This is a genomic window from Streptomyces sp. NPDC004126, assembly GCF_050275515.1.
In the GTDB taxonomy this organism is placed as follows: domain Bacteria; phylum Actinomycetota; class Actinomycetes; order Streptomycetales; family Streptomycetaceae; genus Streptomyces.
Genome location: NZ_JBNNPF010000001.1, coordinates 88,238 through 114,880 on the forward strand (window position 1 = coordinate 88,238; position 26,643 = coordinate 114,880).

A 26,643-nucleotide genomic window follows, 5' to 3' on the forward strand; every position below is an offset into this window, starting at 1 on the left:
TAGCGATCACCCGGAGAGGTGGGAAGCGCGGTGCGGAACGGGGTCCTTCGTTCGAGTGGTGCCCCGGACGGGCGGGGGACCCCGGCGACGGAGGGGATCCGGGGTGCGCGCGGCTCGTACACGTCGACCGTACGAGCGACCGCCGGCCGCCGGAGGGCCCTTTTCCGGCCGCGGGCGCACGATGGAAGCAGACCCGTACACGTCGCGACACGTGAGGAGGTGTTCGCGGTGGCCAAGTACATGGATGTCCACCACGGGATGAAGGGCATCACGGCGGAGGACCTGATGGCCGCCCACCGGGCGGACCTGGCGATCCAGGCGGACGAGAAGGTGCAGTTCGAGCGCGCCTGGGCGGACCCCGCCTCCGGCGAGGTCTACTGCCTGTCCGAGGCCCCCTCGGCGGACGCCGTCCGCCGGATCCACGAGCGCGCGGGACACCCCGCCGACGAGATCCACCCGGTGCCGCTGATGGTGTGACGCAGCGGCGGCTCCGGCCGGGCGCGGCGTGAACAGGGCCCGGAGCGGGCAGGAACGGCACGCAAACGAAGACCACGGCTGACCGGAAATGTTCGTACGGACGGGGGCCAACCGGGAGGCCTTCGGCATATGCCCCGAGCAAGACCGTTACGGATGTTGCCAAACGCCTTACAGGCACTCTGCGGCTGTGCCACAGTCGTAGTCGGTCCACAGCCGTCACCGGTCGTCCTCGGGACCTGGCCGAGCCGTCTGTATCGCCGCGCCTGCATCGGAGTCATCATGCCGTCCCACCTGTACGCGGACCGTCCCGCGCAGCCGCCCGAGCCGGGATCGGTGGACGCACTGATCTCGCAGACCCGCCGGCTGCGCGGCGAGGTGGACGCGGTGCGCCGCGACACCGTCGTGGACGACGACGACGCCCAGGGCCGCTGGCAGCGCGCGCTGTGCGACCTCGCCGTGCACCACCTCGACGACCTCGGCCAGCACCTCGGCCAGCTCAAGGAGGGGCTGCCGCCCGCTCCCGAGCCCGCCGAACTCCCCGCGGCGGCCCCGGAGGCCGCACCGGAGGACCGGCAGACCCGCGTCGGCAGCGCCGAGTGGAACCTGCTGACGGACGAGGTCACCTGGTCCGAGGAGCTCTTCCAGATCTTCGGCCGGCCGCCCGAGGCGGGCCCGCTGCCGCTCGACGAGCTGGGTTCCACCCTGTTCTCCGAGGACCAGCCCCTGATGACCGCGATGGTCACGGACTGCCTGGTCGACGGCAAGCCGATAGACGGCGAGTTCCGCATCGTCCGCGCCGACGGCCGGGTCCGGACGCTGCACATGAGGGGCGAGCCGGTGCTCGACTCCGACGGCTGCACGGCCTCCATGTGGGCCGTGCTCCGGGACGTGAGTGAACTGCGCCGGAGCCAGCGGGCGGTGCGCGAGTCACGGGACTCGCTGCAGCGCCAGCGGGAGATCGCGCAGACCGAACACCGGCTGGCGGTCGAGCTGCAGGAAGCCGTGCTCCCCCCGTGGCGCGGCTCCCTGCGGTTCCCGCACGAGAACGCGGGCACGATGGACGTGGCCGCGCACTACCTGCCCTCCGCGACCAGCGCGCTGATCGGCGGCGACTGGTACGACGCCCTCGAACTGCCCGACGGGCGCTCCCTGCTGACGGTCGGCGACCTGACCGGGCACGGGGTGAGCGCCACCTCCGGGATGGCGATGATGCTCGGCGCCCTGCGCGGGATGGCCATGGCCGGGATCGAGCCCGGCCCGCTGATGGGCTGGCTCAACCAGCTGCTGGAGACCTCCGTGCAGCCGGCCCTCGGTTCGGCCGTCTGCTGCCGCTACGACCCCGCCCGCCGGGTGCTGTCCTGGGCCCAGGCCGGGCACCCCGCGCCCCTGCTCTTCCGGCGCGGCCAGGGCCGGGCCCTGCAGCCCCCGGCGGGGGTGCTGCTCGGGGCCACCTCCGGGGCCGTGTACGGGCAGGCCGAGGAACGGCTCGAACTGGGCGACGTCCTCGTGCTGCACACCGACGGACTGACCCCGCGGAGCATCGAGTTCAGCCGGGCGGACGGGACCGAGCGGCTGCTGGCGCTCGCGCCGAGGTTCTCCGAGGCCAGGTCGGCGCGGGACTGCGTACGGATGGTCACGGAGGAGTTCGGCGAGAGCGAGCGCGAGGACGACGCCTGCGTCCTGGTCGCCCGCATCGGCGGCTGACTGCGGCAGGGGCCGCCACCCGTGAAACCCAGGAACCCGTGAAACCCAGGAACCCGTGGAACCCAGGGGGCCGCGCCGGTGAGGCGCGGCCCCTCCTTTCGCACTCCGTCGTTTCCGGCCCTGCCCGCCCCTCCGGCCCTCTGCGACACCTGGCACCCGGCACCTGGTCCCTAGACCTCCGCTCCGCGGGCGACGGGGGCGGGGCTGTTGGGGAGGGCCAGCTTGATCTCCTCGCGCAGGTCCTCGATGCCCGCGTACCCGGCGTACTGCCCGGTCAGCCGGTACATCTCGCGGAGCCGGTCCCAAGTCCGGTGCGAGGAGGTCTCGTTCATCGAGACGAGGGCGAGCCGGGCGTAGCGGTCCGCCTGCTCCGGGTCGTCCGCGATGAAGCAGGCCGAGGCCATGGAGATGTAGTCGAAGATCTGCGAGCGCTGGTGGCCGTCGCCGCGCAGCCGCAGCGCCTCCCGGGCGTGCCGGGCCGCGATGGGCGCGGCCGAGGCGTCGTGGTCGGCGAGGGTGCGGTACGCGAGGGCCTGCATGCCGTGCAGGTCGGCCTCGTCGAAGTGCTGCATCCAGGAGGGCGGGGGAACGTCGCCCTTGTCGGAGACGAAGAGGTCCTCGGCCTCGCCCAGGGTGCGGCGCATGGCCTGGCCCTTGCCCATGGCGGCCTGGGCCCAGGCCTCGATGGTGTGCAGCATGGCGCGGGTGCGCGGCAGGGTCTGCTCGCCGGAGCCGGACTGCGCCAGCTTCATCAGGTCCAGGGCCTCGTTCGGCTTGCCGAGGTGGACCATCTGGCGGGCGGCGCGGGAGAGGGCCTCGCCGGCCCGGGGCCGGTCGCCGCCCTCGCGGGCCGCGTGCGCGGCGATGACGAAGTACTTCTGCGCGGTCGGTTCGAGACCCACGTCGTGCGACATCCAGCCCGCCAGGACCGCCAGGTTGGCCGCCACCCCCCACAGCCTGCGCTGGAGGTGGTCCGGGTGGTGGTAGGCCAGCATGCCGCCGACCTCGTTCAACTGGCCCACGACGGCCTTGCGCTGGAGTCCGCCGCCTCTGGAGGCGTCCCAGGCCCGGAAGACCTCGACGGAGCGTTCCAGGGCCTCGATCTCCTGGGAGCCGATGGGCGCGGCCTCGTATCGGTCGTAGCCCGCCGGATCGGCCTGGTAGGGGTCACCGAAGGTCTTCGCGTTCTTCGCGCCGGCGGGCTCGGTGTGCAGCCAGTCGTACATGGCGTTGCTGAGGGCTGAGCCGGCGGTGAGCGCGGCTCCCGCGCCCATCAGGCCGCGACGGTTGAGCATGAGGTCCATTCCCGTGAATTCGGTGAGGACCGCGGCTGTGCGTTCGGGCGCCCAGGGCACTCCGTCGGGGTTCTCCTGAACCCCGTCCGGCTGCCGTTTGGTGGTGCGCCGCTGCCGTACGAACCCGAGGTCCTCGATGGTCACGACACGACCGAGCCGCTCGGTGAACAGTGCTGCCAGTACCGTGGGCACCGGTTCGCGCGGGGTCTCCCCCATGTCGATCCAGCGCCGCACCCGCGAGGTGTCGGTGGCCAGCTGGTGGTGGCCCATCGCGGCCGCCTGCCGGTTCACCATCCTCGCGAGTTCGCCCTTCGACCAGCCGGCCAGGCCGAACAGGTCGTTCAGACGGGTGTTTGGACCTTTGCTCACGTCAAGCCCCCAGGTTCTCGGCTGAGTTGACAGTAACCCCCTGTCAGATCCCGGTGGACTATTCGCCAGGGTTCGCCACCCGCCGCCCCGTGGTTCGCCACCTGCGGGCGGGTGTCAGGTAGGAATGCGCCTCCCCGACCCGGTTCACCGGCGGAACTCCCCAGGGTGAAGTACGGGATCCGGCGGGGCGGCGTACGCACTCGTCGGCGCACGAAGGGAACCGTAAACGCCATGTACGCAGCAACGTCCTCCGTGTCCGCCCCGGTCCGCCCGCACCGCACCCTCCAGGCGGGGGGCGGCTCCTACCTCGAACCCGGCCGCCAGCCGGTACCGGCGCAGGGCGCCGTACGGGCACGGCGGATGCCGGGCGTCGGATCGCAGCCGCTCAGCGGAAGGATCGACCTCTCCGGGCCGCAGGGGGCGCAGCTGCGCACCGCTCTCGCGTCGGTGCAGCGCATCTGTCCGGAGTTCGCGCCGGTCCAGGTCCTGCGGCGCAGCGGCCGGTCGGTCCTCCTGGTGGGGACGACCGGGCGGATGACCGCGGTCGCGAAGGTTTTACTGGACCACTCGCCCGAGTGGCGCGAGCGGTACCGGCACGAAATAGGGGCGTACCGGACCTTCGTCCGGCACCGCCCGCCGGTCCGCGTGCCCCGGCTGATCGCCGCGGACCCGGAGAACTGCGTACTGGTGGTGGAGCGGATGGCGGGCCGGGTCGCCGCGCTCCAGCGGCACCCGGTGGAGGCGCCGCCGCGGACCGACGTACGGGCGGCGCTGGGGGCGGTGTGCCGGGTCAACCAGTGGCGGCCGCCGGCCGACCTGTTCGGGCACCCGGTGGACTACGTGCGGCGCATCGCGCGTGACCACGAGCTGGGCCTGCTGACCGACCGGGACTTCGGCGACCTGCAGAAGCTGCTGCACGGGCTGCGGCCGGCGGGCGTGCAGTGGCAGTTCAACCACGGCGACGCGCTGCTGTCGAACCTGCTGCTGTCCCCGGCGGGTCCGGTGCTCCTCGACTGGGAGCACGCCGGCTGGTACCTGCCCGGCTACGACCTGGCCACGCTGTGGACGGTGCTGGGCGACGCCCCGGCGGCGCGCGGCCAGATCAGCAGGCTGGCGCAGTCGGCCGGCCCGGCGGCGCGGGACGCGTTCCTGGTCAACCTGATGCTGGTGCTGACGCGGGAGATCCGGATGTGCGAGACGGCGGTGCAGCGCTCCATGCTGGCGTCGGCCCCGGACCGGCCGCTGCCCGCGGGCGCGCTTTCCTCCGGGGAGGAGCAGCGCCTTCTGCTGCGCCGGCTGCACGACGACGCCGGGATGGCCCGTAGAGCGGTCCGGGCGGCGGTCGGCACCCGCTGACCGCCCGTCCGTCCGGCCCGTACGGATCCCGTGTGCCGCACACCCAGTGTGCGGGGCACGGGATTCGGCCTGTCCGGGGTGGGAGCGGTTGTGGGCGCGCGGGACTTGACTTCACATGATCCCGCGAACAGTTTCTCTGACTCGGCATCAGGAAAGCCGGAGCCGAGCCGCCGTCCCGTCCTCCCACCCCGCTGGAGCCCGTCCATGACCGAGGCCATGCCCGTGACCGCGCCCCTGACCGCGACCGAGCCCCCGACCGACCCCGTGACCGGGAGCCCCGGCCGGCCGCGTCCCGCCGGCGCCCCTTCCCGCCGGGCGGTCCTCGCCGGTACGGGGGCCGGGGTGCTCGCCGCCGCCGTGCTGCCGGGTGCGGCCGCCCGGGCCGCCGAGAGCCCGCTCGGCGAGTACGACGTCGTCGTGGTCGGCTCGGGGGCGGCGGGGATGACGGCCGCCCTCACCGCCGCAGGGCGGGGGCTGAGCGTGCTGGTGGTGGAGAAGGCCCCGACGTTCGGCGGGTCGGCGGCGCGCTCCGGGGCCGGTATCTGGCTGCCGAACAACTCGGTGATCCTGGCCGCCGGGGTACCGGACACCCCGGAGAAGGCGGCGGTGTACCTGTCGGCGGTGGTGGGGCCGGAGGTGCCGGCCGACCGGCAGCGGGCGTTCCTGGACAACGGGCCCCGGATGCTGGACTTCGTGATGGCGCACAGCCCGCTGCGGTTCCGCTTCATGGACGGCTACAGCGACTACTACCCGAACCTGCCGGGCGGGCTGCCGAACGGCCGCTCCATCGAGCCCGACCAGTTCGACGGCAACCTCCTGGGCACCGAACTGGCGCACCTGAACCCGGCGTACATGCCGGTGCCCGCCGGGATGGTGGTGTTCAGCCAGGACTACAGGTGGCTGAACCTCGCGGCGGTCAGCGCGAAGGGGCTGGCGGTCTCCACGGAGTGCCTGGCGCGCGGCGCCAAGGCCGCGCTGTGCGGGGAGAAGCCGCTGACGATGGGCCAGTCGCTGGCCGCGGGGCTGCGGGCCGGGCTGCTGCGGGCGGGGGTGCCGGTGTGGCTGAACAGCCCGCTGGTCGACCTGGTCCAGGAGGGCGGGGCGGTCACCGGGGTCGTGGTGGAGAAGGAGGGCGTACGGGGTGTCGTACGGGCCCGCCGGGGGGTGGTGATCGGCTCGGGCGGCTTCGAGCACAACGCCCAGATGCGGGCCCAGTACCAGCAGCAGCCGATCGGCACGCAGTGGTCGGTGGGCGCGAAGGAGAACACCGGGGACGGCATCAGGGCCGGGCAACGGGCGGGCGCCGCGCTGGCGTTGATGGAGGACGCCTGGTGGGGGCCGTCGATCCCGCTGCCCGGGGAGCCGTACTTCTGCCTGGCGGAGCGGACCCTGCCGGGCGGTCTGATCGTGAACCGGGCGGGGACCCGGTTCGTGAACGAGGCCGCCCCGTACAGCGACGTGGTGCACGTGATGTACGAGAAGGACCGGGGCGCGACGGGCTCGCACATCCCGGCGTGGCTGATCGTGGACCAGAACTACCGCAACAAGTACCTGTTCAAGGACATCCTGCCGACGCTGCCCTTCCCGGACGCGTGGTTCGAGTCGGGGGCGGCGAGGAAGGCGTGGACCTGGGACGCCCTCGCCGGGCAGATCGGGGTGCCGGCGGCCGCGCTGCGGGCGACGCTGAACCGCTTCAACGCACAGGCGTGGAGCGGGAACGACGCGGACTTCCACCGGGGGGACACCGCGTACGACCACTACTACACGGACCCGAACGTGGTGCCGAACTCGTGCCTGGCGCCGGTCTGGGCACCGCCGTTCTACGCCTTCCGGATCGTCCCGGGCGACCTGGGCACCAAGGGCGGCATCGTCACGGACGCCCGGGCCCGGGCGCTGCGGGCGGACGGATCGGTGATCCGGGGCCTGTGGGCGGCGGGCAACGCGAGCGCGGCGGTGATGGGCCACAGCTACGCGGGGGCCGGATCGACGATCGGGCCCGCGATGACGTTCGGCTACGTCGCGGCGAACGACATCGCGGACAGCACCCCGTAGACGGGGACGGGGGCTAGCCCTGCTGGAAGAGCTCTGCGGGGAGCGGCTTCAGCAGCGCGTAGAGGTCGTCGGTGATCGGGCGGTCCCAGCTGGCGATCGTCACGAGGACGTTGTCGCTGCGGTCGAACTGCACGCAGGAGATCCGGCCCTCGGAGAGCTTGATCTTGCGGACGATGAGGAGGTTGTCGCCCTGCATGACGGGGCAGTCCTCGGTCCCGGTGACCTCGACGTCCTCGTCGTTCTCCAGGGCGTCGAGGAGCTGCGCCACCTCGAAGGGGACCTGGCCGTCGGCGAGCTCGCGCGCCGGGGACCCCTCGGGAAGGTTGCCGATGATCATCGCGGGGCCGCGGCCGCCGAACAGGTCGTAGCGGAGGAAGACGCCCTGGCAGCTGCCGTCGGGCGCGGGCAGCAGCCCGGCCCCGAGGTTGCCCGGCCAGTCCCCCGGGTCCATGGCCAGGACGTCGAAGTCCGGGCCCGCGGGTGTGGCGGCGCGGTGGCGGCGGAGGAAGGACATGCCGCCATGGTACGTGGCCGCGCGGGTTTTCCGGCGCCGGGGGCTCCGCCGACGGCTCCCGCCCGGCGCAGCGGGGCGCGGGGGCGGCGGGCGGGGGCGCCGGAGGGCTGCCGGGAGGGGCGGGCGCCGGGGTGCGGGGGGGTGCCGGGAGGCCGGTGCGGGGGCCGGGCCGGGCCGTCGGACCTGCGGGTATGGGGCGGGTGCGCCGCGTACTCCTTACCTGTGGCGCGGGCAGGTGCGGTGAGCTGCGGGCATGCGTCCTTTCCCGCCACGGGCCGCCGCACTGGCTGTATCTTGCTGTGCGTCCCCGTGTACGTTCATCGATCGTTTTCGATTCGACAACGATCGTCCCGGTGCCGGGGATCTTGTGGCCCGGGGGGGCCTACCGTCGTCCCCGGTGCGCAGACGGATCTGCCCTTCGGACGTATGGGAGCACAGACAGATGACTGTCCCCGTTGGCGGTCCGCCGCTTGCCCTCACCACGACGCTCGCCCGGCTGCGGGCGCTCGCCGCGGAGAGACGACTGGACGTGGACGAGATCCTCGACGCGGTGTCCCTCTCCGAGCGGACCGGCGTCCCCGTGGAGGTGACGGCGGCACTGCTGCGCGGCGAGGAGTTCGCCGACCCCACGCCCGAGGAGACCGAGGAGACGGTCCGCCGTCGCGCGGCCTTCCTGTACGCCGTCTCGCGCGACCCCCAGGGGCAGCCGTACGCGGTCGCGGAGATCGCGGCGGCGATCGGCGGCGACCCCCGGTGGGTCGGTGAGCTGGTGTCGGGCGGGAAGCCCGCGCACCTGCGGCACTGCGCGGAGTTCGCGGCCTTCTTCGGCCGTGACCTCACCTTCCTGACGGACACGCCGGCCCAGGCCGTGAACAGGGCCCTGTGGCCCGCGGTCGAATCCCTCAACTACCGATCGGGCGACTTGATGGCCGACCTCACGAACCAGTACGGGCTGGTCTCCATCTCCACCCGGGGAAGAGCCCTCACCCGCACGCAGGAGACCCTGCTGCTGGGCATGATCACCGGGATCCTCTCCTCCGAGGTGGCGCGGTGAACCTGTCCCGTTCGATGCGCAAGCTGTGCACTGTCCTGACCTCCTCGCTCGACCTGGAGGCGCCGGTCGAGCCGCAGACCCTCTTCCGCGCCCTGTGCGACGCGATGAGCCGCACCCGCGGCGGCCGCCCGATCGTGCTGCGCTTCGAGCGCTTCCCGTCCGGGCTGACCACCTCGGGCCTGTGGTTGAACATGGACGACTACGACATCGTCGTGGTGGAGAGGTACACGACGCCCGACCACCAACTGGTCATCCTGGGGCACGAGCTGTGGCACATGAAGGCGGGCCACTGCACCGGCCACGGCGGCGGGGCGGCGGACGACGCCGCTCGCTCCCTGCCCGACGCCTCGGACCTCACGTACGCGAGCGTCGCCGCGCGGTCCCACTACGAGGACGCGCAGGAGATCGAGGCCGAGACCTTCGGGCTGATGCTCGGTGACCGGTGCCGGCCGTGGCTCACCGGCGGCGACGCGGCCGGTGCCGCCCGCCGCAGCGACGTGGCCGGGCGGATAGGCAACGCCCTGGGCTACCGCGGACCGATCGGTTGACGGTGACCTCGGACAAGTACTACATCCCGTACCTCATACCGGCGGTGATCCTCACCCTGGCCTTCGCGATCCGCCTCCCGGTCATGATGAGGTTCTGGCGGATCGACCCCAACGTGCGGTCCGTCGGCGGCCTGCTCCTGCTGGCCTCGGCCGTCTTCTACCTCGGGCGGCCCAAGACCCTCGTACTGCTGAACAGCGCGACGGGCGTCAGCAACTTCGCGGCGCCGCTCGTCTACACGCTGCTCATGATGTTCTGCGCCTCCTGCCTGGTCATGATCATCCACTGGCGGGGCGGCGATCCCCGTCGGGTGCGCCGGGCCACCTGGACCATCGGCGTCTTCTACGCGGCCGTGGTCGCCGGCCTGTGGACCACCTTCGCCTTCGCCGAAGTACCGGTCGAACGGCTGCGGGACCTCGACACGTACTACGCCAACACCCCCTGGATGCGCGAGCACATCATGCTCTACCTGGGGGCCCACACCACCGCCTGCGCCATCACCGCCGTCGTCACCTGGTCCTGGCTGCGGGAGGTGACGGGCTGGCTGCGCGCGGGCCTGGTGCTGCTGGTCATCGGGTTCATCCTGAACCTCTGCTACGACACCGTGAAGCTCACGGCGGTGTTCGCCCGCTGGAACGGCCGCGACCTGGACTGGCTCAGCACGTACGTGGCCCCGCCCATCGCCTCCGTGTGCGCGCTGTTCATCGCCGTGGGGTTCATCCTGCCGCACCTGGGCCAGGCGCTCCAGGGGCTCTTCACCGACTACTACCACTACCGCTGCCTGGCCCCGTTCACGCGGGAGCTGGCGGGCGTGGACACCGCGTCGATGCGGCTGCCCCGGCGCTCGCCCGTCAGCCGCCGGCTGGTCCACCGCAGGACCCAGATCAGCGACGGCCTGCTGAGGCTCCAGCCGTACATGGATCCCGGGGTCCGCGAACGGGCGCTCGCCGAGGCCCGGGCGCGCGGCGAGACGCCGAAGCGGGCGGCGGCGACCGCCGAGGCGGTGGCCGTGGTCGCGGCGGTCGCGGCCCTGCGCGGCGGCGCCGAGGCCGGGGCGGCGGACGTCCCGGTACCGGCGGCGGGCCCCGCGGCGGGGCCGGCGGCGGGTCCGGCGGCGGGTCCGGACCTGGTGGCGGTGGCCAAGGCCCTGCGCCGGTCCCCCGCAGTCTCCACCTTCCGCGCCCGGTCCGGGCCGGCTGACCACCCAGAGAGCGTGAGGCCATGAGCAGTTCCCCGCGGTCGCCCGGCCGGCACACCTCCGTCGTCATCGGGGGCGGCCTGGCCGGCATGCTCACGGCCGCCGCGCTCGCCGGGGCGGGGTCCGGGTCCGGCTCCGGCTCCGGCTCCGGCTCCGGGGAGGTCGTCGTCGTCGAGCGGGACGCGCTGCCCGGCGGGCCGTTCCCCCGCAAGGGGCTCCCGCAGGCCCATCACGCGCACCTGCTGTGGTCCGGCGGGGCGACGGCCGTGGACGCCCTGCTGCCCGGCACCATCGGGGCGCTGCTGCAGGACGGGGCCCACCGGATCTCGCTGCCCACGAACATGGTCGGCCTCTCCCCCGAGGGCTGGTTCCGCCGCTGGGCACGGGAGTCCCACTACGTGCTCGTCGCCAGCCGCGACCTGCTCGACTGGCACGTCCGCCGGGCCGTGGCGGCGCTCCCGAACGTCACCGTCGCCGACCGCACCGAGGTGCTGGGCCTGACGGGCGGCGCCCGGCGCGCCACCGGGGTCCGGGTGCGCGGGGCGGACGGCGTGGCACGGGTCCTGGACGCGGACCTGGTGGTGGACGCCTCCGGGCGGGCCTCGCGCACGCCGCTGTGGCTGGAGGAGTTCGGCGTGCCGCGGGCCGCCGTGCGGACCGTCGACCCCGGACTCGTCTACGCCAGCCGGATCTTCCGGGCCCCGAAGGACCTCGGGAACACCTTCCCGGTCGTCGTGAACGTCCAGGCGGCCGATCCCCGCCTGAACGGTCCCGGCCGGTCCGCGACGCTCGTCCCGATCGAGGGCGACCGCTGGCTCGTCACCCTGTCGGGGACCCGCGGCGGCGAACCCGGCAGGGACCCGGAGTCCTTCGGGGAGTTCGCCCGGGGGCTGCGGCACCCGATCGTGAGCGAGCTGATCGCCGGGGCGGAGCCGCTGACGGACGTGGTGCTCACCCGTACGACCGTCAACCGCAGGCACCACTACGAGAAGTCCGCGCTCCCCGCGGGGCTCCTGGTGCTCGGGGACGCCGTCGCCGCCTACAACCCGGTGTACGGGCACGGGATGTCGGTGGCCGCGCAGAGCGCCCTCGCCCTGCGGGACGCCGTCGCCCGGTACGGGCTGTCCGACCCGCGGCTCGCCGCCCGGGCGCAGAAGGCCCTCGCCGGGCCGGTGGCCGCCGCCTGGGCGCTGTCCACGGGGAACGACGTCTTCTACCCCGGTGCGACGGAGAGCGGCCCGACGGCCGCCGAGCGGGCCGCGGCGGCCTACGTACGGCGGCTGATGCGCACCAGCACCGGCAACGGGCGGGTGGCCCGGGCGGTGACCGACGTGATGACCCTGGAGCGGCCCGCGTCCCGGCTGTTCACCCCGCCGGTGCTGCTGGCGGCCCTGCTGGGACCGCGCCGGGCGCAGCTGGCCGGGCCGCCGCTGGGGCCGGCGGAGCTGGCGGCGGTCGCGGCGCTGCGGGGGTAGCCGGGGCCGGTGTTCAGGCGGGCGGTACGAGGGTGAACCAGTGCTCCATGAGTGCGCCGTCGCCGGTGACGTGCAGCTGCTCGGCGGGGAGCCGCCCCCACAGGAACAGCATCAGGTCGGAGGCGGTGCCCGCCGCCTCGACGTGGACGGGAGCGGTGTCGCGGCGGTCGAACCGGACCTCGTCGCCGTCGAACTCCACCGTCCAGGTTCCGGGGGCGTCGGTGCGGCGGAAGCGGTAGCGCTCGCCCGTGCCGGGCGGGGCCTGCTTCCAGCCGCGCCGGGCGGGGGCCATCACCTCGACGGTCTGGGTGACGGCGTCCACCGCGAGGGCGGGCGCGAAGGCGTCCGGGTGCCCGGTGACGGCCTGGGCGTCCCAGCGGTGGACGGCCTGTTCGATGGTCTGCACGCGGATCCAGAAGCCGCTGGTGCGGTCCCCGTCGGGCGACCAGGTCCACACCGGTACGTCCGGGCCGAGTTCGCGCAGGACCGCCACCAGGTCCCGGGCGGCCGCCGCCGACCAGTCGAACAGCTCCTCGGGCACGGGCCCGCGGTGCGGGGTCCGGTCCGGCACCGGCCAGGCCGCCCGTACGGCCGGGTCGGCGGGGAGCGCGTAGAGCTCCGGGGCGGTGGGGTCGCAGGGCTCGGTGAGCCGCTCCCGGAGGATGTGGGTGAGGTAGCGCTGGACGCTGCCGAGGTGTCCGGCGAGGTCCGCGACCGACCAGCCGGGGCAGGAGGGCACGAGGGGGGCCTCCCGCCCGCTTCCGGCCGCCCGGCGGACGGCCTTGTCGAAGGCCGCCGCCTCGCTGCTGAAGATGTCGAGCCTGGCGAGGTGGTCCGTGGGTTCCATGGGGTCCATGGGGTCGACCCTGCCCCCTGGTGTCCCCGGGGACTCAGCTTGCGCGCTGGGCGAACGACGCCAGGGCCTGGGCCGTGCTCGCCTCCAGGGCGCCGGCGCCGCATTCGCGGCTGGTGAGGTGGGCGCGGGCGAGCAGCCCGGGGTCCTGGAGCTCGGTGCCCAGCGCTGCCAGCGTCCGGGCCAGCTCGTAGGCGGCCGGGGAGTCCTCCAGCAGGGCGACGGCCTCGCGGAGCAGGTCGGCGCGGTCCTGCGGGGCGGCGACCTCGGCCGCGACGCGCAGGGCCTGGCCGATGGCGGAGGGTGCGCCGAAGGCACGGGCGCGGCGGACTGCCTCGGCCGTCAGGGCGCGGGCCCTGGCGGGGTCCTCGGGGGCTATGGCGCGGGCCAGGAGCAGCCGCCACGGGCACCAGGCCGGGTTCTGGATGCCGCGCGGGGTCAGGCGCCGCCCGACGGCCTCCAGTTCGGCGGCGGCGGCCTTGCGGTCGCCGCCGGCCAGCAGGAGTTCGGCGTACACGGTCTGCGAGTCGGGGAAGACCACGGCGGCGGGGAAGGGCTCCCCGTACTCGTGCTCCCGGGCCAGGCCCCAGGCCTCGTCGACCCGGCCCCGGGCGACGAGGGTGGTGAGGAGGATGGCGATGGCGTACCAGTGCACGGGCGTACGGCGGCCCACGCGCTCGGCGAGGCGCAGTCCGGCGCGGGCCAGTTCCTCGGCCTCGACGAGCCGGCCGCGGCGGTAGCGGATGTAGGCGCGGAGGCTGTACGCGAAGGACAGGTGGGCGCCGTGCCAGCCCTGGCGTTCGAACTCGGCGGTGCCCTCCTCGAAGAGCTCCTCGGCGCGACCGGGCCGGTCGGCGTACATGTGGACCATGGCGGCGAGCACGGGGACCTCGAAGCCGCGGTCCTCGTGGGCCCAGCTGAAGGGCTCGGCGAGGACCCGGTCGGCGTGGTGGAGGACCACGTCGAGGGGTTCGCCGCGCAGGCAGGCGTCCCAGGCGCGCAGTCCGATGACGTACCGCTCGGTGAGGTCGCGGCCGGGGAGGCGGTCGGCGAGCCGGGCCAGGCGGCGGGAGCGGGCCGGGGAGTCGGGTTCGGCGGCGTTGAAGGCGTCCCACATGAACTGCTCGGACTGCAGGCGCAGCCGGGCGCGGGCGTCGTGGGTGCGCGGGATCTCGCGGCCGAGGAGCTCGGAGGCGGCGGCGAGGTGGTCGCTGTGGGCGAGGACCTGGGCGAGCCGGATGACGATGCCCTGGCGCAGCGCGGGGTCGTCGAAGGGTTCGGCGAGGGCGGCCCGCAGGTGGTTGACGGTGTTGGCGGGTTCGGTGAGGAGGGAGGCGCAGCCCAGTTCGTAGAGGACGGCGGCGCGTTCGTCGAAGTCCGGGGGTTCCTCCAGGGCGCGGGCGAGCTGGCGGCGGGCGGCTTCGGGGGCGCCGGCGCGGAGGTTCTCGGCGGCGGCCTCGCGCAGGGTGCGCACCACCCAGGGGTCGTTCTCGGGCTGGGTCTCCAGCAGGTGGCGGGCGGCCGCGGAGGAGCCGAGCCCGGCGTCGACGACGGCCGCGGCGGCCTTGCCGTGCAGGGCGACGCGCAGGGCGTCGGGGATGGCGCGGTATATGGCGGTGGCGATGAGCGGGTGGACGAACTCCAGCCCGGCGCCGTCCTCTTCGCCGGGTGCGGCCTCGGCCGGCGGGGCGGACAGGATGCGGGCGACGCGGAGCCGCACGGTGGCGTCGGCGGCCTCCTCCGCGCCGAGTACGGCGACGCGGGCGGCGATGCGCCGCGGGATGGCGGTGCCGAGGACGGCGCAGGCCCAGGCGAAGCGGACGGTGGAGGGGCCGAGGCTGTGCAGGCGGGCGACGAGCCCGCTGCCGCGCTGGGCGGCGGCGAGGTCGGCCAGCAGCGGGGCGCTGGCCTCGACGGGGTCGAGTCCCTTGGCGCGGACCCTGGCGGTGAGTTCGACGGCCTCGAAGGGGTTCCCGGTGGTCACGGCCCAGGCCTCGCGGCAGAAGGCGTCCTCGGCGTGCGCGCCGACGGTCTCGCGGACCAGCGTGGAGACGGCGTCGGCGCTGAGCGGGTTGAGGACGAGGGGGCGTCGTCCGGCGCGGCCGGGCAGTGTGCGGAAGGCCTCGGCGTGGGCGGGGAGTTCGTCGGGGCGGTAGGCGGTGACGAGGAGCAGCGGGAGGTGTTCGGCGCGCGGGGCGAAGCCGGCGAGCCAGCCGAGGGACTCGGGGTCGGCCCAGTGGGCGTCGTCCAGGACGAGGACGACGGGGGGCCGCCGGACGGTGAGGTGGGTCAGGACCCAGTCGAGTCCGTCGCGCAGGCCCTGCGGGTCGGGCGGGGCGCCCTGGGCGGGGGCGCACAGGCCGAGGGCGGGGCCGACGATGGCGTACCAGCTGCCGAGCGCGGCGCGGAGTTCGGCCTCGGGCCGGCCGGCCAGCTGGGGCTGGATGAGCTGGCGGGCGACGTGGAAGGGCTGGGTCTGCTCCTGTTCGCCGCCGCGTGCGGCGAGGAGGGTGCAGGAGCGGGAGAGGGCGCGGCGGCGCACTTCGGCGAGCAGGGTGGTCTTGCCGAGCCCGGCCGGGCCCGACAGGGCGAGCAGGCCGCCGCCGGTGTCGGGGCCGGATCCGGTGAGCCGGTCCAGCGCCTCGTCCACGGCGAGGAGTTCGGCTTCGCGTTCGAAGAGCGTGCGCCGTGTGCGGGTCCGGCGTTCCGTCATGGCTCGTACCCCCCAGGCCGGCTCGGGGGATCAGCGTACGCCCGCGCACGAGCCGATGGATCCCACTATCGGGAAAGAATCCGATCTTCTGTTCCGGGTGCCGCTCCGGGTGCTGCTCCGGAGCGCCGCCGCCGGGTCCCGGCCCGGTGGGCTGTCTCGATCGCCGGCGCACGAATGACTCGAAGGTGACCTTGTCATATCTCATCCGCCCATGGCTTTCTGGAGTCGCACGGATACCGTTCGTAATGGGCGGTCGGTGAATGGCGAAGGGACGGCAATGAGCACTGCCCCCGCGGCAACCTCAGGTGACGAGCGCTCCACCCCTCCGATCAGCACGGTCGCGGGGACCGGGGCGGCGGGATTCAAAGGGGACGACGAGCCCGCCGTCGCGGCCCAGCTGAACTGTCCGTACGGGATGGCGGTGGACGGCACGACCGGCACCCTCTACTTCGCCGACCACAACAACCACCGGATCCGCAGGATCGCCACCGACGGGACGATCAGCACCGTCGCCGGCACCGGGGCCGCGGGGTTCGGCGGGGACGGCGGCCCGGCCGCCTCGGCCCAGCTGAACTACCCGCGCGAGGTGGCGGTGGACGGCGCGGGCGCCGTCTACTTCTCCGACTCCAACAACCACCGGGTCCGCAGGATCGCCACCGACGGGACGATCAGCACCGTCGCCGGCACCGGCACCGCGGGATTCGCCGGGGACAACGGCCCCGCCACCGCCGCCCGGCTCAACTTCCCCCTGGGGGTGGCGGTGGACGGAGCCGGCACCCTCCACGTCTCCGACTACAACAACCACCGGATCCGCAGGATCGCCACCGACGGGACGATCAGCACCGTCGCCGGCACCGGGGCCGCGGGATTCGCCGGGGACAACGGCCCCGCCACCGCCGCCCAGCTGAACTACCCGCGCGAGATGACCGTGGACGGCGCGGGCGCCGTCTACTTCTCCGACTCCAACAACCACCGGGTCCGCAGGATCGCCACCGACGGGAAGATCAGCACCGTCGCCGGCACCGGCACCGCGGGATTCGCCGGGGACAACGGCCCCGCCACCGCCGCCCGGCTCAACCTCGCGCTGGGGATGGTGGTGGACAGCACCGGCACCCTCTACGTCTCCGACCACAACAACCACCGGATCCGGAAGATCACCGCCGACGGGCAGATCAGCACGGTGGCCGGCACCGGCACCGCGGGGTTCGGCGGGGACGGCGGCCCGGCCGCCTCGGCCCAGCTGAAGAACCCGTTGGGGCTCGCCGTGGACTGCGCCGACACCCTCTACATCGCCGACTACGCCAACAACCGGGTCCGGAAGATCACTTCGGCGAGGTTGGCGGGGATGCCCGATTCGGGCGCGGTGGTCTCCTGGGCCAACGTCCGGAGCAGGTTGCGGATGGCGGTGGCGAGCGAGTCCACCAGGGACGGGGCCGAGGTACACCAGCTGCTCGCCGCCCCCAGGGACCACCAGCGGTGGCGGCTGGTCCCTGCGGGCCAGGACAACGGCGAGGTCCTGTACCGGATCGAGAACGTGCGCAGCGGCAAGGTCCTGGAGGTCCTCGGAGCGCAGGAGAGGGCCGGGGCGGTGGTCGCGCAGCGCGCCTACGAGGGCGGTGACGCCCACCACCAGCAGTGGAGGCTGATCCCGGTGGGCCCGGCGGGCAGCACCCCGCGGGTGTACGAGATCGCGAACCGGAACAGCGGTCTGCTCCTGCGGGTCGATTCCAACGCCCGCACGGTCATCAAGCAGCACGGCGCGGAGGGCGACCACCGGGACCGGCAGTGGCAGCTGCTCCCCGTGTGACGCACGAGGGGCCGCTGGGACGTCTGCCCGGGCCATGGAGCCCGTGACAACTTCGATCGTCGGAACGCGCGCGGATGCCTGTTGTCATCTCGCCGGGCGCGGTCCGACCGGATCAGTCGAGGACGAATGCCTTCCAACGCGTACAACCTGGAGCGGGCCAAGCGCCGGCCGCTGACGAAGAAGAACCTGCGGGAACTCGACATCGAGCAGACCTGGCAGTCCATCCTGGACCACCCCAACCTGGTCTACGTCGACGACTACGGTGTGCGGCACAAGCCCGTCGGGTTCTCCGTGAACAAGTCCAGCTTCGGCGCCTTCCCCGGAACCGCGTCCCAACTGGGCTGGCTCGCCTACATGAACCTCGGGGAGCCGCTGATCGAGGAGCGGCGCAGCATCGGCCGGCCCCCGCCCGACACGTTCTCCTCACGCAGCTACGTCAACCGCAGCCAGACGTCCACGATGACCTTCACCGACTCGGTCGACTTCACCGTGTCGAACGGGGTCACGTGGCAGCTCCAGGGCTCGGCCCAGCTCACCTTCGGCGGCAGCGTCAGCGCGGCGCTCCAGTTGCAGCTGCAGAACCAGCTGCGTCTGGACCTCCAGACGCAGCTCCAGACACAGTTGCAGACGCAGCTCCAGAACGAGATGTCGAACAGGAACGCGAACGCGGTCACCAACAAGAACAGCAAGGACAACATCGGGGTGGACAACGCCAACACCACCGAGGCGGCCGCGAGGAACGCGGCGACGAACTCGGCGACGGGCTCCGCGTCGAACTCGGTGCTGAACTCGGTGGCGTTCACGACCCAGGGCAGCGCCACCGGCACCGCACAGCTCAACGCCCAGCTGATGCTGGGCATCACGGCCTCCGTCGGCGGCTCCCTGACCACCAGCTGGGCCTCGAGGTCGCAGATCTCCGGCAGCGTCCCGCCGAGCTCGCGCGTGGAGACCATCGCCACGCAGCGGCGTACCCGCAAGCAGTACTCCTACGAGATACCGGTGAGCTTCTCCGGGCTGATCGCGGTGAAGTACGACGTCCCCGTGGCCGTCCTGTCTCCCCCGCAGCGCGGGGACTACCCCGGCCTCGACCGGTTGGTCGCCCGTGACATCGGCGACATCGACCTGGCGGGCGGCGGCTTCCGCATGAAGGGACTGGCCGAGGTCGTCTCCGCCCTGGAGGTCCACCACACGATGTTCGACGGCGAGAGCCTGACCGACAGCCAGCGGGCGCTGCACAAGCAGCCCTGACCGGGGCGGGCGGCGCCGCCACGACGACGACCAGGGGTGACGACCATGGTGTTCGACAACATCTTCGACTTCGCGGGCCAGGGCGCGGGGCTGTTCTCCGTGACCACCGGCAGCGCCAAACCGCAGCCGGGCGCGGGAGTCGACTTCGAGGACTCCGACGACGACACGTACGACGACACGAGCACGAGCCTGTTCGACAGCGCGATCCACGGAGCCTCCTCCCGTGCAAAGGTCGTGCAGGAGACGTCGCCCGAAGCACGGGCGATCCTCGGCTTCCTCGGATCCTTCATCCAGACCACGCAGGCCTCGGCCGGCGCGCAGGCCCGGTACGCGAACGACCCCGGCTCGGTGTCCGGGGCGGCGGCCGCCGGCATGAAGGAGTCGAGCACGACGGTGAAGGGCCACGACGGCCTCCAGAAGGACGCGGACCTGGCCGACAGGCCGAGGAAGAGCGACTACACCACGGCCCCCAAGGCCCCGGAGACCCCCAAGGCGGAGGCTCCCAAGGCGGAAGCCCCCAAGGCGGAAGCCCCCAAGGCCTCCAAGCCGGCCGCCGACAACCCGTCCGGTTCCAAGTAACGCAGCATCCCGTTCTTCGTTCTCCACTTCCAGAACAGGTGAGGATTCCGCGATGTACACGCAAGAGCGCACGGCGATGGCGAATCTGGTGGTCGGCGGCCCGGTGGCGGTGAACAGCTACGACAACGCGATCGTGGCCGCACTGGTCGAGAACCGGCCGGTCATGCTCGTCCACGCCTTCAACGGCGGCTACCTGCGGCCGGCCGAGCTGAAGGAGGACGTCCACGACAAGGGGGTCAAGCTGGCCACCGCGCTCGACCCGGCCACCAAGGAGGCACAGGGCCACCTCTGGTACATCACCCCCGCCGGCTTCTTCGGGCAGCGGCCGCTGTACTTCATCGAGAGCGCCGCCGGCCAGGTGACGCCCAAGCCCGCCGCTGCGGGCCAGGCCGACGCCGGCCGCGGCGACGACGGCTCGCCGAAGCCGCAGCGCAGGCGCATCAGCGTCCACCAGGACGCTCCCAAGGCCACGGCCGACACCGTCCAGGTCGGCCTCCCCGACAAGGTCGGCGAGAAGTGGCGCGGGAAGAACGGCGCACCCGAGGACACCCAGCTCTGGGTCGTCACGGTGACGCCGTGGGGCGGGATCACGTTCGTGCCGATCACCCACCCCGACGCCATCCTCGGGTTCAAGGACCACACGGTGGCGGCCGACAGCGAGGTCCGCCTCACCTACAACTGGGGCGGGGACTTCACCGGGACGGTCATCAACACCTTCTATCCGCGGCTGCCCAACGAGTGGGACGTCCCGTACCACCACGTCTTCACGTGATCCGCGGCCACCGCCGCGCCGCACCTGTCCCGAGCCGACGCCCGCACCTCCTGGAAGAGGCACCACGATGGCCGTGCCCATGGAAGAACTGAAGCTGGAGATAGTCAACGCCGCAACGGGGAAGACCCTCGGAGTCAAGGCCGTGCCGGGGGCGGACGGGGCACTCGTCGTCCGCGAGTTCCCCGACGGCGGCCCGAGCCCGCAGCAGTGGCAGCTCGCGCCCGTGCCGGCCGCACAGGGCGAACGGGCTTATGTGATCCGAGACTCGGCCGGCGGCAAGGTGCTCGACGACCCCGCCGCCGCGGACGGCGGCGTCCGCCAGTGGGGTGCCGCCGCCGGCAAGAAGGGCCAGCAGTGGCACGTCGTCCCCGTCGAGGGCGAAGCGGGCCTCTACTTCATCGAGGGCGCGACCGGCAGCACCGTTCTCGACCTCGCCGACCCCGGTCCGGACGGCACCCGGGTCGTCCTGCGCGCGTACGACGAGAACGCGCGGAGCCAGCGGTGGCGGTTCGTCCCGGCCGGGCCCGAACGCATCAGCGACCCGGTGCTGCGCTGGGCACCGCTGAGCCACTGGAACGGCCGCCGGTCCTGGCGGCTCGCCCGCTCGGCCGCGCTGCGGCCGGCTCCCGACGCGACGCCCTCCTTCAGCGACCTGCTGCTGGTCCTCAGGTCGTTCGGGAGCGACCAGGACGCGGGCGGGTGGAAGAGCGACGTGGCCGACCCCTCTCCCAACGGGCTACCGGGGGGATGGGCCGGGGCCGGTGCGCGGTTCCCCGCCGACCTCACGGGAACGGGACGGGCGGACATCGTGGCGATCAAGCCCGCGAAGGGGGCTGTGGCGGCGTCCGGCCGGGGCGACGGTACGTTCGGCGACGTGGAGCGCGTCCTGCACCAGGGCCCGCCCTCCCCGAGTCCCGCGGACCTGTGGACCGTCGTGGACGTGAAGGGCGACGGCCGGCCCGGCCTCGTCGTGCTCGCCGCCGACGGTGTCCGGGTGTCCACGCAGGACGCGGGCGGGACGTTCGCGCCCGCGGGGGGCGAGCTGGTCCTCAAGGCGTTCGGGCACGGCAGGCAGGCCGGAGGGTGGCTCGCCGACCGGCATCCGCGCTTCCTCGTCGACACCACCGGTGACGGACGTGCCGACATCGTCGGCTGCCACGACGACGGCGTCCGGGTCTCGGTCCAGGACGAGAAGGGAGCGTTCGCGCCGATCACCGACGAACCGGTCCTCCGGGCGTTCGGCCACGGCGAGAAGGCGGGCGGCTGGCTCGCCGACCGGCATCCGCGCTTCCTCGTCGACACCACCGGTGACGGACGCGCCGACATCGTCGGCTGCCACGACGACGGCGTCTGGGTCTCGGTCCAGGGCGAGGACGGGAAGTTCGCCGAACCCCTCTACCTCCTGGACGACTTCGGGGTCGACCAGGGCTGGACCTCGGTCGAGGAGCACCCCCGGTTCCTGGTCAGCACCACCGGTGACAAGGCACTGGACGTCGTCGGGTTCGGCCCGCAGGGCGTCGTCGTCTCGCGCGGGCGGGGCGACGGCACGTTCGAGCCCTCGGAGCTCGTCCTGAACGACTTCGGGCTCGCCCAGGGGTGGACGGGCAAGAGGCACCTCCGGTTCCTCGCGGACGTCACCGGCGACGGCAACCCGGACATCGTCGGCTTCGGCGACGAGGGGGTCTGGGTGTCGCACAGCCGCGGCGACGGCCGGTTCGAGCAGGCCCGGCTGGTGTGCGGCGGGTTCGGCTACGGCGATGACGCCGGCGCCTGGCGGGTCGGCCGTCACCCCCGCTTCCTCGCCGACATCACGGGTGAAGGGCGCCTCGACATCGTCGGCTTCGGCGGCCCGGGGGTGTACGTGGCCAGGGACCTCTTCCGCCGCTTCAGGACCCGGTAGGTCCGGGGTCCGTTGTGACGCGGCCGTGCGGGTCGCAGCCGTCGGCGAACGGCTGCGACCCGCACGGTCGGGACGGCCTCAGGCCGGGCCGAAGCGTCCGCCCCGCGTGCCCAGGACGAACCTGCGCCACTCGCGCGGCGCGAAGACCAGCGAGGGGCCGTCGGGGCGCTCTCCGTTGCGCATCGCGATGAACCCCTCCACGAAGGCGATCTGGACGCCGCCCACCCCCCGGCTGCCGGACTGCCAGTCGGCCCCGCTGAGATCGAGTTCGGGCCTGCCCCAGCCGGCGACGGGCTGGGAAACCGTGCTCTCCGCCACGTGCGTGCTCCTCCCGGTACGGTACGTCGTCGTCCGGGGGCCCAGGGTAGCGACCGGGGCGGGCGCCGCACAGGCCGCGGGCGTCACCCGCGGCCGGTCCGGCGCACCTGCCCCGGTCAGGAGCTCGGCGGCTCGGCGCCCACCAGCCACATGGCGAAGAACTGCGCGCCGCCGCCGTACGCGTGTCCCAGCGCGCGGCGGGCCCCCGGGACCTGGTGCTCCCCGGCCTGGCCGCGGACCTGGAGGGCCGCCTCCGCGAACCGGATCATGCCGGAGGCGCCGATCGGGTTGGTGGACAGCACCCCGCCGGAGGGGTTCACCGGGAGGTCTCCGTCCAGTTCGGTCACCCCCGCCTCGGTGAGCTTCCAGCCCTCGCCCTCCTGCGCGAAGCCCAGGTTCTCCAGCCACATCGGCTCGTACCAGGAGAACGGCACGTACATCTCCACCGCGTCGATCTCCCGGCGCGGGTCGGTGATCCCGGCCTGCTGGTAGACGTCGGCCGCGCAGTCCTTGCCGGCCTGCGGGGAGACGAAGTCCTTGCCCGCGAAGAGCGTCGGTTCGCTGCGCATCGCCCCTCCGTGCACCCAGGCGGGCGGCTTCGGCGAACGGGCCGCGCCCGCACGGTCGGTGAGGACCATCGCGCAGGCGCCGTCCGAGGACGGGCAGGTCTCGGAGTAGCGGATCGGGTCCCAGAGCATGGGCGAGGCCTGGACCTTCTCCAGGGTGATGTCGTGCTCGTGCAGGTGCGCGTACGGGTTCTTCAGGGCGTTGCGCCGGTCCTTGTACGCGACGAGCGAGCCCACCGTGTCGGGGGCTCCGGTGCGCCGCATGTACGCGCGCACGTGCGGGGCGAAGAAGCCGCCCGCGCCCGCGAGCAGCGGCTGCTGGAAGGGGACGGGCAGCGACAGGCCCCACATGGCGTTGGACTCGGACTGCTTCTCGAAGGCCAGGGTCAGGACGGTGCGGTGGACCCGGGCCGCGACCAGGTTGGCGGCGACCAGGGCGGTGGACCCGCCGACGGACCCGGCCGTGTGGACGCGGAGCATCGGTTTGCCGACCGCGCCGAGGGCGTCGGCCAGGTAGAGCTCCGGCATCATCACGCCCTCGAAGAAGTCGGGGGCCTTGCCGATGACGACCGCGTCGATGTCGGCCCAGGTCAGCTCCGCGTCGGCGAGGGCGCGGGCGGCGGCCTCGCGGACCAGGCCGGCGAGGGAGACGTCGTGGCGGGCGGCGACGTGCTTGGTCTGGCCGATCCCGACGACGGCCACGGGCTCCTTGCCCGGCGTCCCCGGTGTGCCGGTGGTGCTCATGAGGGGTCCCCTTCCAGGACGGCGACCAGGTTCTGCTGGAGGCAGGGGCCGGAGGTGGCGTGCGCGACGGCCCTGCGGGACTCGCCGCGGTGGATGCGGGCGGCCGCCTCGCCGATCCGGATCAGGCCGGCGGCCATCATCGGGTTGGCGGCGAGCGCCCCGCCCGAGGGGTTGACGGCCACCGCGTCGCCGAGTCCGAGGGCCTTGCGGAGCACGACCTCCTGGGAGGTGAACGGCGCGTGCAGCTCCGCCGTGTCGACGGGGGCGTCGAAGAGTCCGGCGTGCTCGGCGGCGGTCCGGGTGGACGGGGAGTCGGTGAGGTCGCGCAGGCCCAGGCCGTGCGCCTCGATGCGGTGGTCGATGCCGGTGATCCAGGCGGGCCGTTCGCACAGCCGCCGCGCGGTGTCGCCGGCGGCCAGGACGACGGCGGCCGCGCCGTCGCCGATGGGCGGGCAGTCTCCCGTGCGCAGCGGCCGGACCTGGTAGCCGCCGTGTGGGACGGGGCCGCGGAGCTGGGCGTGCGGGTTGGCCGCGGCGGAGGCCCGGCTGCGGGCGCCGATGGCGGCGAGCGCCTGCTCGTCGGTCTCCCCCGCGTCGATCAGCGCCTGCGCCTGGAGGGCGGCCAGGGCCACCGAGTCGGGCCACAGGGGGGCGAGGTAGTAGGGGTCGAGCTGCCGGGTGAGGACGTCGCGCACCGACCCGGGCGAGGACTTGCCGTACGAGTAGACGAGCGCGGTGTCGGCCTCGCCGGTCTGGATCTTGACCCAGGCCTCGTAGAGCGCCCAGGCGCCGTCCATCTCGACGTGCGACTCGGAGATCGGCGGCCAGGCGCCGACCCCGTCGAGGGTCATGGTGAAGGAGAAGGCCCGGCCGGCGAGGTAGTCGCTGGAGCCGGAGCAGGTGAAGCCGATCTCGCCCGCCTTGAGGCCGGTGGCGGCCAGCACCTGGTGCAGGACGGGCATCACCATCTCGACTTCGCTGAGTTCGTCGGTGCGGCGCAGGTGGTCGCTCTGCGCGAAGGCGACGACGGCCACCTCGCGGGCGTATCGGGTCGTCACAGCAGCTCCTTGTACGCGTCGTAGTCCGCGTCCGGCTCGCCGGTGGGGCGGTAGTGGTCGGGGTAGCGGCCGCCGTCGGTCCACACCGGTTCGACGCGCAGGCCCATGCGGACCTGGTCGTAGGGGATGCCGCCGATCCGGCCGTGGAGGGCGAGGCCGGCGCCGTCGAGGGCGATGTGGGCGTAGACGTAGGGGACTTCGATGTCCAGGTTCCTGGCCTTGATGTTGACGATGCAGTAGGTGGTGACGGTCCCGGCCGGGCCGACCTCGACGCGGTCGGTGGTGGCCACCCCGCAGGTGGGGCAGGCGCCGCGCGGGGGGACGTACACCTTCTGGCAGGAGGGGCAGCGTTCGCCGACGGTGCGCCGTTCGGAGAGGGCGTTGATGTAGGCGGTCTGGGCGCGGCCGGGGCTGTAGGTGTAGTCGAGGCGGGCCTCGGCGATGATGCCGGTGACGGGCTCGGCGAACACCCCGTCGTGCGGGGCGGCTGCGCCGTTCGGCTCCCCCTCGTGGGGCTCGAAGCAGGCGATGTCGGTGATGGCCCCGGTGCGCTCGGCGGCCCAGCGGACGCGTACCCGCATCCCGGTGGACACGGCCTCCGGGCCGGGGGCGTCGAGGGCGTGCAGGATCGCGGTGTCGGCGCCGTCGAGCCGTACGAGCACCCAGGCGAAGGGGGTGCCGAGGGGCTGCTGGGGGCGGGGTTCGCCGTTCCAGGCCCAGGTGGTGACGGTCCCGGTGGGGGCGACCTCGACGAGCTCCCGGATCTCCTCGGCGGTGACCGGGTCGTACTCGGCGGGCGGCACCATGACCCGCCCGTCGGAGGTCCTGACGCCGAGGACGACGCCCTCCCGGAGCCCGGTCAGGAAGGCGCTCTGCACGGGCCCGAGGGACCGGGTGAAGGGGAACTCGACGACGAGGGGCGCACGCAGCACCTCGGGCGGGGACGCGGCTGTCATGGCTGTCTCTCCGATTCTCGGAAGGGGTGTGGACGCAGTACGAAACCTCTGCCGCCGACGGCCCGCCCCCGCGCAGGGCCGGTGGGGGCTCGGGGGTGGCCCGAGGGGGTTCGGTGCATGCGCGGCCGGCGCCTAGGCTCGGCGGTAGACCGGCGGCCGCTTCTCCGCGAAGGCCCGAGCCCCCTCCTTCGCGTCGGCCGTGTCGAAGACCGGCCAGCCGCGGACCAGTTCGGCCGCCAGCCCCTCCGTCTCCGTCAGCTCGGCGGCCTCGTACACCGAGGCCTTCACCGCCTCGACCGCCAGCGGCCCGCACGCGTTGATCAGCTCCGCCGTCTCCAGCGCGGCCTCCAGCGCCGTCCCGTCCGGCACCACCCTCCCGACGAGCCCGATCCGCGCCGCCTCCTCCGCCGAGTACGGACGCCCCGTCAGCAGCATCTCCAGCGCGTGCGTGCGCGGGACCTGCCGGGGCAGGCGGACCGTGGAGCCGCCGATCGGGAACAGCCCCCGCCTGACCTCGAACAGCCCGAACGTGGCCCCCGCCCCCGCGACCCGGATGTCCGTGCCCTGGAGGATCTCGGTGCCGCCCGCCACGCAGTAGCCCTCGACCGCCGCGATCACCGGCTTGCGCGGCCGGTGGTGACGGAGCATCGCCTTCCAGTGCAGGTCGGGGTCGGCCTTGAGGCGGTCCCGGTACTGGTCGCCCGCCATGCCCCGGCCGGCCAGCGCCTTGAGGTCCATGCCGGCGCAGAAGTCGCCGCCCGCGCCCGTCAGGACCACCGAGCGGACGGTGTCGTCCGCGTCCGCCTCCAGCCAGCCGTCGTACAGGCCCACCAGCAGGGGAAGCGAGAGCGCGTTCTTCGCCTCCGGCCTGTTCATGGTGAGCACCAGCGTCGCGCCCCGGCGCTCCACGGTCAGGTGTTCCGTCCCACCCATTGCCGTCCTCCCGTCTCAAGACCTAGAACAGGTTGCAGGAGGGCCGGGTGCAGTTCAATAGTTTTCTGACACCCAGTCAGATTTCTTGGCGTGCACCCTTCCCACTTGGACCGGGCGGTGCTCTGATGACCGCCGAGCAGCCCAGCCGTGAGCACT

At 73.4% G+C, this 26,643-nt stretch carries 22 protein-coding genes; 13 read left to right on the forward strand and 9 right to left on the reverse strand.

The features are described 5' to 3' along the window. Positions 1-228 precede the first annotated feature (228 nt). Together ACQKM2_RS00405 and ACQKM2_RS00410 are read left to right on the forward strand one after the other, a co-directional pair. Positions 229-477 (forward strand): SCO4226 family nickel-binding protein, encoded by a 249-nt coding sequence (locus tag ACQKM2_RS00405; RefSeq protein WP_427704724.1) that lies wholly within the window; start codon positions 229-231, stop codon positions 475-477. 279 nt (positions 478-756) lie between these two features. Further along, a complete protein-coding gene (locus ACQKM2_RS00410; RefSeq protein ID WP_427704727.1) occupies positions 757-2,181 on the forward strand; it encodes a PP2C family protein-serine/threonine phosphatase in 1,425 nt (474 codons plus the stop codon). 170 nt (positions 2,182-2,351) lie between these two features. Here ACQKM2_RS00410 and ACQKM2_RS00415 read toward each other — a convergent pair whose 3' ends face one another. Further along, on the reverse strand, positions 2,352-3,845 hold the full coding sequence (locus tag ACQKM2_RS00415; RefSeq protein ID WP_427704729.1) for a hypothetical protein: 1,494 nt from the start codon (positions 3,843-3,845) through the stop codon (positions 2,352-2,354). A gap of 231 nt (positions 3,846-4,076) precedes the next feature. On the opposite strand from ACQKM2_RS00415, the gene ACQKM2_RS00420 reads away from it, so the two are divergent. Continuing rightward, positions 4,077-5,201 (forward strand): aminoglycoside phosphotransferase family protein, encoded by a 1,125-nt coding sequence (locus ACQKM2_RS00420; protein ID WP_427704732.1) that lies wholly within the window; start codon positions 4,077-4,079, stop codon positions 5,199-5,201. Between the two features lie 204 nt (positions 5,202-5,405). Beyond that, complete coding sequence (gene kstD / locus ACQKM2_RS00425) at positions 5,406-7,253, forward strand: 3-oxosteroid 1-dehydrogenase (protein ID WP_427704734.1); 1,848 nt, start codon at positions 5,406-5,408, stop codon at positions 7,251-7,253. A 13-nt stretch (positions 7,254-7,266) separates the two neighbouring features. Here kstD and ACQKM2_RS00430 read toward each other — a convergent pair whose 3' ends face one another. Beyond that, positions 7,267-7,767: a hypothetical protein gene (locus tag ACQKM2_RS00430; RefSeq protein ID WP_214942325.1), complete on the reverse strand. Its 501-nt coding sequence runs from the start codon at positions 7,765-7,767 to the stop codon at positions 7,267-7,269. A gap of 442 nt (positions 7,768-8,209) precedes the next feature. Here ACQKM2_RS00430 and ACQKM2_RS00435 point away from each other — a divergent pair, with 442 nt between their 5' ends. From ACQKM2_RS00435 to ACQKM2_RS00450, 4 genes are read left to right on the forward strand one after another with little or no spacing between them, the layout of a single operon-like run. Next, positions 8,210-8,821: a hypothetical protein gene (locus tag ACQKM2_RS00435; RefSeq protein ID WP_427704736.1), complete on the forward strand. Its 612-nt coding sequence runs from the start codon at positions 8,210-8,212 to the stop codon at positions 8,819-8,821. Between the two features lie 14 nt (positions 8,822-8,835). Then, positions 8,836-9,369 (forward strand): toxin-antitoxin system, toxin component, encoded by a 534-nt coding sequence (locus tag ACQKM2_RS00440; protein ID WP_427705694.1) that lies wholly within the window; start codon positions 8,836-8,838, stop codon positions 9,367-9,369. A gap of 2 nt (positions 9,370-9,371) precedes the next feature. Next, positions 9,372-10,592, forward strand: a complete 1,221-nt coding sequence (locus ACQKM2_RS00445; RefSeq protein ID WP_427704739.1) for an MAB_1171c family putative transporter — start codon at positions 9,372-9,374, stop codon at positions 10,590-10,592. Further along, positions 10,589-12,040: a pyridine nucleotide-disulfide oxidoreductase gene (locus tag ACQKM2_RS00450; RefSeq protein WP_427704742.1), complete on the forward strand. Its 1,452-nt coding sequence runs from the start codon at positions 10,589-10,591 to the stop codon at positions 12,038-12,040. The genes ACQKM2_RS00445 and ACQKM2_RS00450 overlap by 4 nt, the downstream gene beginning before the upstream one ends. A gap of 13 nt (positions 12,041-12,053) precedes the next feature. Here the strand turns inward: ACQKM2_RS00450 and ACQKM2_RS00455 are convergent, their stop codons facing one another. Further along, complete coding sequence (locus ACQKM2_RS00455; RefSeq protein WP_427704744.1) at positions 12,054-12,896, reverse strand: maleylpyruvate isomerase family mycothiol-dependent enzyme; 843 nt, start codon at positions 12,894-12,896, stop codon at positions 12,054-12,056. Between the two features lie 34 nt (positions 12,897-12,930). Further along, positions 12,931-15,606 (reverse strand): ATP-binding protein, encoded by a 2,676-nt coding sequence (locus tag ACQKM2_RS00460; RefSeq protein ID WP_427704747.1) that lies wholly within the window; start codon positions 15,604-15,606, stop codon positions 12,931-12,933. 277 nt (positions 15,607-15,883) lie between these two features. On the opposite strand from ACQKM2_RS00460, the gene ACQKM2_RS00465 reads away from it, so the two are divergent. From ACQKM2_RS00465 to ACQKM2_RS00485, 5 genes are all read left to right on the forward strand, one after another. Continuing rightward, complete coding sequence (locus ACQKM2_RS00465) at positions 15,884-17,413, forward strand: RICIN domain-containing protein (protein ID WP_427704750.1); 1,530 nt, start codon at positions 15,884-15,886, stop codon at positions 17,411-17,413. 126 nt (positions 17,414-17,539) lie between these two features. Continuing rightward, complete coding sequence (locus ACQKM2_RS00470) at positions 17,540-18,661, forward strand: hypothetical protein (protein WP_427704752.1); 1,122 nt, start codon at positions 17,540-17,542, stop codon at positions 18,659-18,661. Between the two features lie 45 nt (positions 18,662-18,706). After that, positions 18,707-19,240 carry a hypothetical protein gene (locus tag ACQKM2_RS00475; protein ID WP_427704755.1) on the forward strand — a complete coding sequence of 178 codons (534 nt, stop codon included), beginning with the start codon at positions 18,707-18,709 and terminating at the stop codon, positions 19,238-19,240. Positions 19,241-19,292: 52 nt separating this feature from the next. Next, a complete protein-coding gene (locus ACQKM2_RS00480) occupies positions 19,293-20,012 on the forward strand; it encodes a hypothetical protein (RefSeq protein ID WP_427704758.1) in 720 nt (239 codons plus the stop codon). A 67-nt stretch (positions 20,013-20,079) separates the two neighbouring features. Further along, positions 20,080-21,912 carry an FG-GAP-like repeat-containing protein gene (locus tag ACQKM2_RS00485; protein WP_427704761.1) on the forward strand — a complete coding sequence of 611 codons (1,833 nt, stop codon included), beginning with the start codon at positions 20,080-20,082 and terminating at the stop codon, positions 21,910-21,912. A gap of 78 nt (positions 21,913-21,990) precedes the next feature. On the opposite strand, the gene ACQKM2_RS00490 is transcribed toward ACQKM2_RS00485, so the two are convergent. The 5 genes from ACQKM2_RS00490 to ACQKM2_RS00510 form a co-directional block, all read right to left on the reverse strand. Next, complete coding sequence (locus ACQKM2_RS00490) at positions 21,991-22,230, reverse strand: DUF397 domain-containing protein (protein WP_427704763.1); 240 nt, start codon at positions 22,228-22,230, stop codon at positions 21,991-21,993. A 116-nt stretch (positions 22,231-22,346) separates the two neighbouring features. Further along, complete coding sequence (locus ACQKM2_RS00495; protein ID WP_427704765.1) at positions 22,347-23,540, reverse strand: thiolase domain-containing protein; 1,194 nt, start codon at positions 23,538-23,540, stop codon at positions 22,347-22,349. Beyond that, complete coding sequence (locus ACQKM2_RS00500; RefSeq protein ID WP_427704768.1) at positions 23,537-24,598, reverse strand: thiolase domain-containing protein; 1,062 nt, start codon at positions 24,596-24,598, stop codon at positions 23,537-23,539. The genes ACQKM2_RS00495 and ACQKM2_RS00500 overlap by 4 nt, the downstream gene beginning before the upstream one ends. Then, positions 24,595-25,554, reverse strand: a complete 960-nt coding sequence (locus tag ACQKM2_RS00505; RefSeq protein WP_427704770.1) for a Zn-ribbon domain-containing OB-fold protein — start codon at positions 25,552-25,554, stop codon at positions 24,595-24,597. The genes ACQKM2_RS00500 and ACQKM2_RS00505 overlap by 4 nt, the downstream gene beginning before the upstream one ends. Positions 25,555-25,686: 132 nt before the next feature. After that, the gene (locus tag ACQKM2_RS00510) at positions 25,687-26,487 is read right to left on the reverse strand and encodes a crotonase/enoyl-CoA hydratase family protein (RefSeq protein WP_362467336.1); all 801 of its coding nucleotides are present in this window, start codon (positions 26,485-26,487) and stop codon (positions 25,687-25,689) included. Between the last annotated feature and the right edge of the window lie 156 nt (positions 26,488-26,643).

Bases quoted from the DNA above. Each gene is read 5' to 3' on its own strand.
- ACQKM2_RS00420 (WP_427704732.1), top strand. From the start codon at position 4,077: ATGTACGCAGCAACGTCCTCCGTGTCCGCCCCGGTCCGCCCGCACCGC.
- ACQKM2_RS00485 (WP_427704761.1), top strand. From the start codon at position 20,080: ATGGCCGTGCCCATGGAAGAACTGAAGCTGGAGATAGTCAACGCCGCA.
- ACQKM2_RS00505 (WP_427704770.1), bottom strand. From the start codon at position 25,554: ATGACAGCCGCGTCCCCGCCCGAGGTGCTGCGTGCGCCCCTCGTCGTC.
- ACQKM2_RS00410 (WP_427704727.1), top strand. From the start codon at position 757: ATGCCGTCCCACCTGTACGCGGACCGTCCCGCGCAGCCGCCCGAGCCG.
- ACQKM2_RS00450 (WP_427704742.1), top strand. From the start codon at position 10,589: ATGAGCAGTTCCCCGCGGTCGCCCGGCCGGCACACCTCCGTCGTCATC.
- ACQKM2_RS00480 (WP_427704758.1), top strand. From the start codon at position 19,293: ATGTACACGCAAGAGCGCACGGCGATGGCGAATCTGGTGGTCGGCGGC.
- ACQKM2_RS00460 (WP_427704747.1), bottom strand. From the start codon at position 15,606: ATGACGGAACGCCGGACCCGCACACGGCGCACGCTCTTCGAACGCGAA.
- ACQKM2_RS00475 (WP_427704755.1), top strand. From the start codon at position 18,707: ATGGTGTTCGACAACATCTTCGACTTCGCGGGCCAGGGCGCGGGGCTG.
- ACQKM2_RS00470 (WP_427704752.1), top strand. From the start codon at position 17,540: ATGCCTTCCAACGCGTACAACCTGGAGCGGGCCAAGCGCCGGCCGCTG.
- ACQKM2_RS00465 (WP_427704750.1), top strand. From the start codon at position 15,884: ATGAGCACTGCCCCCGCGGCAACCTCAGGTGACGAGCGCTCCACCCCT.
- ACQKM2_RS00510 (WP_362467336.1), bottom strand. From the start codon at position 26,487: ATGGGTGGGACGGAACACCTGACCGTGGAGCGCCGGGGCGCGACGCTG.
- ACQKM2_RS00455 (WP_427704744.1), bottom strand. From the start codon at position 12,896: ATGGACCCCATGGAACCCACGGACCACCTCGCCAGGCTCGACATCTTC.
- ACQKM2_RS00435 (WP_427704736.1), top strand. From the start codon at position 8,210: ATGACTGTCCCCGTTGGCGGTCCGCCGCTTGCCCTCACCACGACGCTC.
- ACQKM2_RS00495 (WP_427704765.1), bottom strand. From the start codon at position 23,540: ATGAGCACCACCGGCACACCGGGGACGCCGGGCAAGGAGCCCGTGGCC.
- ACQKM2_RS00440 (WP_427705694.1), top strand. From the start codon at position 8,836: ATGCGCAAGCTGTGCACTGTCCTGACCTCCTCGCTCGACCTGGAGGCG.
- kstD (WP_427704734.1), top strand. From the start codon at position 5,406: ATGACCGAGGCCATGCCCGTGACCGCGCCCCTGACCGCGACCGAGCCC.
- ACQKM2_RS00430 (WP_214942325.1), bottom strand. From the start codon at position 7,767: ATGTCCTTCCTCCGCCGCCACCGCGCCGCCACACCCGCGGGCCCGGAC.